Origin of the sequence: Streptomyces sp. NPDC058457, from assembly GCF_042720695.1 — a bacterium.
GTDB lineage: Bacteria > Actinomycetota > Actinomycetes > Streptomycetales > Streptomycetaceae > Streptomyces.
This window is the reverse complement of record NZ_JBHXLU010000038.1, coordinates 86490-95400: the sequence shown is the minus strand read 5'-3', so window position 1 is coordinate 95400 and position 8911 is coordinate 86490. Positions and strand designations below refer to the sequence as shown.

6 protein-coding genes are annotated in these 8911 nt (G+C 69.1%); 5 read left to right on the top strand and 1 reads right to left on the bottom strand.

The features are described from left to right. The first annotated feature begins 252 nt into the window (after positions 1-252). The 5 genes from ACFWPS_RS27610 to ACFWPS_RS27590 are packed head-to-tail and all read left to right on the top strand — an operon-like array spanning position 253 to position 7888. The gene (locus ACFWPS_RS27610; RefSeq protein WP_383709141.1) at positions 253-3462 is read left to right on the top strand and encodes a discoidin domain-containing protein; all 3210 of its coding nucleotides are present in this window, start codon (positions 253-255) and stop codon (positions 3460-3462) included. A 56-nt stretch (positions 3463-3518) separates the two neighbouring features. After that, positions 3519-4616 (top strand): enolase C-terminal domain-like protein, encoded by a 1098-nt coding sequence (locus ACFWPS_RS27605; RefSeq protein WP_383709129.1) that lies wholly within the window; start codon positions 3519-3521, stop codon positions 4614-4616. Positions 4617-4659: 43 nt separating this feature from the next. Next, positions 4660-6042, top strand: a complete 1383-nt coding sequence (locus tag ACFWPS_RS27600; protein WP_383709126.1) for an ABC transporter substrate-binding protein — start codon at positions 4660-4662, stop codon at positions 6040-6042. Next, positions 6039-6971, top strand: coding sequence for a carbohydrate ABC transporter permease (locus tag ACFWPS_RS27595; protein WP_383709124.1), 933 nt, complete (start codon positions 6039-6041; stop codon positions 6969-6971). The genes ACFWPS_RS27600 and ACFWPS_RS27595 overlap by 4 nt, the downstream gene beginning before the upstream one ends. Further along, positions 6968-7888, top strand: a complete 921-nt coding sequence (locus ACFWPS_RS27590) for a carbohydrate ABC transporter permease (RefSeq protein ID WP_383709121.1) — start codon at positions 6968-6970, stop codon at positions 7886-7888. The genes ACFWPS_RS27595 and ACFWPS_RS27590 overlap by 4 nt, the downstream gene beginning before the upstream one ends. 99 nt (positions 7889-7987) lie before the next feature. Here the strand turns inward: ACFWPS_RS27590 and ACFWPS_RS27585 are convergent, their stop codons facing one another. After that, positions 7988-8878, bottom strand: coding sequence for a LysR family transcriptional regulator (locus ACFWPS_RS27585; protein WP_383709119.1), 891 nt, complete (start codon positions 8876-8878; stop codon positions 7988-7990). Between the last annotated feature and the right edge of the window lie 33 nt (positions 8879-8911).

Below are 8911 nucleotides of genomic sequence, written 5' to 3'. Positions count from 1 at the left end.
CGCCAAGTGCACGCCCCTGAAAGGGGCGCGGGGCTGTATCAATTTGCGGCTCCGCGGCGTGGGCGCGACCAGCCCCCACCGGCCCGCACCCGTACGACGAAGGCTCGCACCCCGGGAACCGGGCGGACGACCCGGTTCCGATGTTCCATCTCACCAGGCGATTGGATCTCCGTGTCTCTTCTGTCTGTGCGCAGGGGCAGAGCCGTGCCCCTGCCGAGAACCCTCATAGCCGCCCTGCCCCTCGCCCTGGCGATGGCGCCCCTGGCCGTCGCCCCGGCCCAGGCGGCCCCGAAAGCGTCCGGGCTCACCGTCTACGTCTCCCCGGCCGGCAAGGACACCGGCAGGGGCACCGCCGACCACCCCTTCAAGACCCTGGAACACGCACGGGACTACGTGCGCGACGCCAAGGGCAAGGTCGACGGCGACGTCCACGTCCGGCTGCTGTCCGGCACCTACCGGCTCAGCCGTACCTTCGCCCTCACCGCCAAGGACTCCGGCAAGGACGGGCAGCGGATCGTCTACGAGGCGGCACCCGGCGCGCACCCGGTGATCAGCGGCGGCAAGCAGGTCACCGGCTGGACCAAGGCCGACGCCGACGGCAAGGTCTACAAGGCGAAACTGACCGGCCTCGACACCCGCCAGCTGTATGTGAACGGCGAGTTGAGGACCCGGGCCCGCAGCGGGAAGAACCCCTCCGGCTTCAGCAAGACGTCCACCGGCTACACCTTCACCGACAGCAGCATCAGCAGCTACAAGAACCCCTCGGACCTGGAAGTCGTCAGCTCCTGGGGCTGGAAGCTGATGCGCTGCCCGGTCGAGTCGATCTCCGGCAACACGATGACGATGCAGCAGCCGTGCTGGCACAACGCCAACCTCCAGCAGGGCCAGGAGATCCAGAACCCGACCTGGCTGGAGAACGCCCGCGAGCTGCTGGACAGCCCGGGGGAGTGGTACCTCGACAAGAGCGCGGGCGAGGTCTACTACATGCCCGAGCAGGGCGAGAACATGGAGACCGCGGACGTCACCGTGCCCGTGGTCCAGGACCTGGTCGACCTGAACGGCACCCGTGACCACCCCGTCGCGGACGTGGCCTTCCAGGGCATCACCTTCTCCTACTCCACCTGGCTCGAACCGAGTTCGTCCGACGGACTCATCGAGGGCCAGGCCGGCTTCCGGATGGTCGGCGACGACAACCCGACCTTCGACTCCACACGCCTGAACTGGAAGAAGACACCCGGAGCCGTCAACGTCAGCCACGGGCAGGGCATCGAGTTCACCGGCAACACCTTCACCCACCTCGGCGCCGTCGGCCTGAACCTGAACACCGGCACCCAGCACACCACGATCACCGGCAACGTCTTCCGGCAGATCGCCGCGACCGGCATCCAGATCGGCGGAGTCACCTGGGGCGACGCGCACCCCGACGACCCCCGCGACATCACCGAGGACACCCTGGTGAACGACAACGTCGTCACCAAGGCCGCCGACCAGTACAACGGCTCGCTGGGCATCCTGGCCGGCTACACCGACTCCACGGTGATCACCCACAACAAGGTCCACGACCTGCCCTACAGCGGCATCTCCGTCGGCTGGGGCTGGGGCCTGACCGACCAGGGCGGCAACTCGGCCTACCCGAACAACGCCGGCATCCCGGTCTCGGACACCCCGACGATCAGCCGTGACAACGTCGTCAGCGACAACGAGATCAGCGACATCATGCAGTCGCAGGCCGACGGCGGAGCGATCTACACGCTCAGCAGCGACCCCGGCGGCAAGGTCACCGGCAACTACATCCACGGCATCCCGGCCCCCGCCTACGGCGCCGTCTACCACGACGAGGGCAGCCGGCACTGGGAGAACACCGGCAACGCGTTCTGCGACGTCTCCTTCCAGTGGCTGCTGATGAACCACGCCCAGGACAACACGGCGACGGGCAACTACACCACCCAGCCCGCCTTCAGCGTCCAGTACCTGAGCCAGAACAACGACGTCAGCGGCAACACCACGGTCGGCTCCTGCGACCAGCTGCCCGCCTCGATCGTGGACAACGCCGGCCTGGAGAAGGCGTACCAGCACCTCGACCCGGGCCCCGCGGTCACCGACCACCAAGCGCCCACCGCACCCGGCGACCTGACCTCGGTCACCGACTTCCCGACCGTCGCCGACCTCAACTGGGGCGCCGCCACGGACGACACCGGGGTCACCGGCTACTCGGTCTTCGAGGACGGCAAGCTGGTCAGCGCCTCCGGCAGGACCTCGGTACGCCTCTCCGGCCTGACGGCGGGACAGACGTACACCTTCACCGTCACCGCCCGTGACGCGGCCGGCAACGAGTCCGCGCCGAGCAGGTCGCTGAAGGTCACGATGCCCGACGGCTCGGACCTGGCGCTGAACAAGCCGGTCACCGCGTCCTCCGACTCCGAGGGCAACGTCCCGGCCAAGGCGGTCGACGGCGACCTGTCGACGCGCTGGGCGCAGGGCCTCGGGCTGCCCGACCCGTCCTGGATCCAGGTCGACCTCGGCGCGTCGTACGACGTGACCGGCGCGATCACCACCTTCGAGAAGAGCAGCGGCTACAAGTACCGCATCGAGGTGTCGCCCGACGAGGTCCACTGGCAGACGCTCGCGGACCACACCGCCGAGAACACCACCGCGCAGACCGACTACGCCGACACCGGCACCCCGGTCACCGGCCGCTTCGTCCGGCTGACCGTGACCGGCTCCAGCGGCAACGGCGGCAGCATCTACGACTTCCAGGTCTACGGCACCGCCCGCGCACCCGGCACCGACCACACCGCCCCCACGGCACCGGGACAGCCCACCGCCAAGGCGCTGCTGCCCAGCCTGGTGGACGTCAGCTGGCCGGCCGCCACCGACGACACCGGCGTGACCAGTTACGTCGTCTACCAGGACGGCACGCGGATCGGTGTCACCGGCGACACGACCTACCGGGTCCCGGGCCTGCAGCCCGGGACGAAGTACTCCTTCACCGTCGTCGCCCGCGACGCCGAGCTCAACGCCTCCGACCCCAGTGCGGCGGCGGAGGTCACCACCCCGCCCGACGACGACCTGGCCCTGAACAAGACCGCGACGGCCTCCTCCGACTCGGAAGGACACGTCCCTGCCAAGGCGTTCGACGGCGACCTGACGACGCGCTGGGCGCAGGGCCTCGGCCTGCCCGACCCGTCCTGGCTCCAGGTGGACCTCGGCAAGGACTCCAGCGTCTCCGCCGTGGTCACCACGTTCGAGAAGCCGAGCGGCTACAAGTACCGCCTGGAGTACTCCTCCGACGGCGAGAACTGGTCGACCTTCGAGGACCACACCGCGGACAACACCGTCGCGCAGACCGACTACTCCTTCGCCGACGAGCCCGTCACCGCCCGCTACTTGCGGCTGACCGTCACCGGCTCCAGCTGGAACGGCGGCAGCATCTACGAACTCCAGGCGTACGGCGGCTTCTGAGCCGTCCGCTCCCGGCCGCCGTCGCCATCCCCTTTCCCACAGAAACGAAAGCCAGGATGAAGATCACCCATGTCGAAGTACACCGGATCGACGTTCCGGCGGCCACCCCGCCCTTCCGCTGGCGGGAGGGCCTGAGCGGCAGCGCTCCGGTCGGCGACGGCGCGGTACTGCGCATCGGCACGGATGAGGGGGCCGAGGGCGTGGCCCTGTTCGCCCGCCCGGGAGCCTTCACCACGCTCACCGAGCTGGTGGACCGGGTCTTCCGCGAGGAACTGGTCGGCGCCGACCCGTTCCAGCGGGAGTGGCTGTGGCACCGGGTGTGGGAGCTGGACCGCATCCACGAACTCCCGCTCCCCACCCTGGGACTGATCGACATCGCCCTGTGGGACCTGGCCGGCCGCTACCACGGCCAGCCGGTCTGGCGGCTGCTGGGCGGCTTCCGCGAATCCATTCCCGCCTACGCGTCGACGTCGACGTTCGCCACCACGGAGGAGTTCCTCGACGTCGCCGACCAGTGCCTGGACCTCGGCTACCGGGGCATCAAACTGCACGCCTGGGGCGACGCCCGCCGCGACGCCGAGCTCTGCCTCGCCCTGCGCGCGCACGTCGGCCCGGACGTGCCCCTGATGTACGACGGCTCGGCCGGCTTCGACCTGCCCGACGCGATCCGCCTCGGGCGGGCCCTCTCCGAGGCGGACTACCTCTGGTACGAGGAGCCGATGCGCGAGTTCAGCGTCTCCGCCTACCGGCAGCTCGCCGCGGCGGTGGACGTCCCGCTGCTGGTCGCCGAGACCTCCGACGGCGTCCACATGAACTCCGCCGACTTCATCCGGGCCGGCGCCGCCACCTTCGGGGTACGGGCCAGCACCAACCTGCGGGGCGGCATCACCGGCGCCATGCGCACCGCCCACCTCGCCGACGCCTACCGGCTCCGCGCCGAGGTGCACGGTTCGGACATCCCGAACCACCACCTGTGCATGGCCATCTCCAACACCACCTACTACGAGTCCCTGGTGACCGCGACCACGGTCGTGCGCGAACGCCACGTGGACGACCAGGGCCTGGTCCACGCCCCCACGGGACCCGGCATCGCCCTTCCCCTCGACTTCGGCTACGGCAGCGAACTCCTGCCGTTCGTCGAACAGCCGCGCTGACCGGCAAGAACAGAAAGGCAAGACGATGAGGTCTTCCACGTCCATGAGAACCGGGGCCCCGAGACCGGGCCGCCACCGCACCGCACTGCGCACCGCGGCCGCCGCGCTCTCCCTGTCCACCGCGGCGCTCCTGGCCGGCTGCGCCAGCGCCGACACCACCGCCCAGTCCTCCTCCGACCAGGCGACCTTCAAGCCGGCCACCCAGAAGGACGGCTCGCAGATCACGGTATGGGCGGACTCCACCCGCCTGCCGTCGGTGCAGAAGTACCAGAAGGCACACCCGGACGTGAAGATGGACATCGTCACGTACGACGGCGGGGCCGACGGCTCGACCTACCTCCAGTCCAAGGTGCAGCTCTTCGACCGGACCGGCAGCGGCTGGCCGGACGTGGTGTTCGGCTCGCCCACCGACGTCACCTGGGCCTCGGAGCCCACCAAGCCCGGCGTGCAGCCGTTCGCCGCCCCGCTGGACGACAAGCTCGTCCCGCAGAACACCCTGGACGGCTTCGCCAAGGGCTCCCTGACGCCCTGTCAGTTCAACGGCCACATCTACTGCCTGCGCAACGACATCGCCCAGGTCGTCCTCTGGTACAACAAGTCCCTCATGGACAAGTGGGGTTACCAGGTCCCCACCACTTGGGAGCAGTACGAGGCCCTCGGCAAGAAGGTGGCCGAGGAACACCCCGGCTACCTCGTCGGCTCGGTCGGCGACACCAACTCCCACGAGTCGTACTTCTGGTCCGGCCAGTGCCCGGCCTTCGACCTGGTGAAGCCGGACACCCTGCGCACCGACCTGCAGGACCCCAACTGCACCCGCACGGCGAAGCTCCTGGACGGCCTGATCGACGCCAAGGCCGTCACCACCAAGGGCTTCTTCAGCCAGGGCTTCGCCAAGGAGAGCGGAAACAAGGTCCTGATGGCGTACGGCCCGTCCTGGTACGGCCAGTACCTCTTCAAGGCGGCCTTCAACGCCCCGGCCAAGCAGATCGCCGCGGCACCCCCGCTGACCTGGGAGGGGGAGTCCAAGGCGGCCACCGGCAACGTCGGCGGCGGGGTCTGGGTGGTGTCCTCGCACAGCGCCAACCTCAAGGCCTCCACGGACCTGGTCACCTGGCTGACCACGTCCGACGAGAACCAGGCGTCCGCGCCCACCTACCCCGCCTACACCACGGCCGCGCAGGCCTGGCTGAAGAACCCCGCCAACAGCGACTACTTCGCCAACGACGTCAGCCAGGCGTTCCAGCAGGCCGCGGACGAGGTGTGGACCGGCTGGTCGAACACCAAGTTCTCCGACGCCACCGCCTGGTCCAGTGTCGTCCTGCCCGCGCTGACCGCCGGCAAGGGCCTGACCGACACGCTGCCGGCCTGGCAGAAGGAGATCAGCAACGAGGCGAAGGCACACGGATACAAGGTGGAGAACCAGTGACCCTGCTGGAGACCGAGCACGTCGCCGTCTCCTCCCTGCGCCGCGGCACCCCGCCGCGGCGCAGGGCCCGCGGCCGTGCGGGCTACTGGTTCGTCGCCGCCTACGCACTGCTCCTGCTCGCCTTCGGCATCGTCCCGACCGCGTACTCCTTCTACCTGGCCTTCACCAATGACCAGGGCCGGTTCACCGGCCTGAACCAGTTCGTCAAGGTGGTCCAGGACTACCGCTTCGGGCCGGCCTTCGGCCACATGCTGGTCTACCTGCTGCTGTGGCTGGCCGCCCTGGTGGTCCTGGTCGTCCTGGTCGCGGTGATCCTGCGCAGCCGGGTCCGCCCCGGCACCTCCGCCCTCTTCCGCTTCCTCTACTACATCCCCGGCGCCCTCGCCGGCGTGGCCAGCGTCCTGGTCTGGCTGTTCATGCTGGACCCGGACGTCAGCCCGGTGTCCTGGCTCCTCAAGAGCCTCGGCATGCAGACCTTCGCGGCCGTCCTCGCCCCCGCGAACCTGCCGTGGATCCTCATGCTCATCGCCTTCTGGACCGGCGCCGGCGGCTGGATGGTCGTGATGTACGGGGCGCTCAACAACATCCCCGACGAGGTCATCGAGGCCGCCCGGATGGACGGGGCGGGCCCCTGGCGGACCGCCTGGCACATCCAGATCCCGATGATCCGGCAGTGGATCGTCTACATGACCATCATGGCGTTCGCGACCGGCACCCAGCTGTTCGTCGAGCCCCAGCTGCTCCAGACGGCCAGCCTCGGCCGGGTCAGCCCCACCTGGTCGCCCAACCAGCTCGCCTACGTGTACGCCTTCCAGCAGGGCGACTTCAACGGCGCCGCCGCCATCTCCGTCGTCCTGCTCGCCGCGGGACTCCTGGCCGCCGGCCTGCTCGTCGCCCGCTCGAACCTGTTCAGGTTGGATGAGTCATGACGCAATCAACTCTCGCTACGGCGGCGCCGACCCGAGGCGTCCGGCCGTCGGCCTCCAGGGCCCTCTCCTTCCTGATCGTGGCCCTCCTCCTGGCCTTCCTGCTGGTGTTCTTCGTCCTGCCGGTGATCTGGCTGCTGCTCGCCCCCTCCAAGACGGCCGGGGAGGTGGTCCGGGACAACCCGCTGTCCTTCGGCTCGTTCGGGCAGATCGGCGCGGCCTGGCACCATCTCTTCGCCTTCCAGGACGGCGCGATGCTCACCTGGCTGAAGAACTCGGCGATCTACTCCGGCGGTTCCCTCGTCCTCACCCTCGCCGTCAGCGTCCCGGCCGGCTACGCCCTGGCCCTGACGAAGTTCAGGGGCCGCAGGACGCTCCTCGTGATCACCCTGGTCACCATGATCATGCCGCAGGCCACCCTGGTGCTGCCGGTCTTCCTGGAGCTCAACCGCTTCCACCTGATCGGCACGGTCTGGTCGGTGATCCTGCCCTTCTCCTTCTACCCGTTCGGCGTGTACCTCGTGTACATCTACTTCGGCAGCAGCCTGCCCAGGGACCTGCTGTCGGCGGCCCGCATCGACGGCTGCACCGAATGGCAGCTCTTCGCCCGCATCGCGCTGCCCCTGGCGAAGCCGGTGATCGGCCTGGTCGCGTTCTTCAGCTTCGTGGGCAACTGGAACAACTTCTTCCTCCCCTACCTGGTCCTCCCGAACAGCAACGAGTTCCCGGTCCAGGTAGGCCTCAACCAACTCCTCACCTCCACCCCGTCCTTCAACCCGGTGGCAGGCGCAGGCCTGAACATCACCATCCCCGAACTGGCCCTGGCGATCATCATCGCAATCCTGCCGGTCCTGGTCCTGTTCCTCTTTTCTCAACGCACGCTGGTGTCGGGAATACTGGCGGGATCTACCAAGGAATGAACGGTGCCGGGAAAGGCGCGCCGCCTGCAGCGCCCTTCTTTTGGGGGCGCGGGGAACTGCGCGACCAGCCACGATGCACGGGCAGACAACCACGCTCCGTCACCTTTCCAACAGCATCCTCTGAAGCTCCCGCGCAGCCCGAGGCGGCGCCACATCACTCCGGTGCGCCAAAGCGATCGTGCGATGCAACCCCGGCCTGGCCAACGGAGTTACCCGCAGGCCCCGCCCCGACCGAGCGGCAACCATCCGAGGCACCACGGCCACCCCCAACCCGGCCCGCACAAACCCCAGCACCGCGTCCATCTCACCCCCCTCGACAGCGAACCCCGGCTCGAACCCAGCGGAGCGACACGCCGCGACGGTCAGCTCCCGCAGGTCGTACCCGTGCCGGAACATCACAAGACGCTCCCCCTCCAGATCGGCGATCTTCACCCCGCCCCGCCCCCGCCTCCGCCCTGGCACCGTCGCCTCGGGCGAGGACACCACCACCAGGTCCTCCCGCAGCAGCTCCACGGTGGTCAGCGCGGGAGACCCCGGCGGCAGCGGCAGCACGATCAGCGCCAGGTCCAGAGCCCCGCGCGCCAGCTCCCGTACGAGATCATGGGACCCGCTCTCCTCGATCAGCAGCTGGATCCCCGGATACCGGTCGTGGAACGCCCGCAGCACGTCCGGCAGCAACCCGGTGCACAGACTCGGCGTCGCCCCCAGCCGCACCCGGCCACTGCGCAGCTGCACCAGCTCCTGCACCTCGTACCGGGCGGTGTCCGCGTCCGCGAGGATCCGCCGGGCCAGCGGCAGCAGCGCCTCGCCCGCGTCGGTGAGGGTGATGTTGCCCCGCGCCCGCAGGAACAGATCCGCTCCCAGCTCCCGCTCCAGCGCCCTGATCTGCTGGGACAGCGACGGCTGGGCGACATGGACCAGCTCGGCGGCCCGGGTGAAGTGCCGCGTCTCGGCCACGGCGACGAAATACTGAAGCTGCTGGAACTGCATGGTTACACGATAGTTCCTGGCTATCGAATCAAG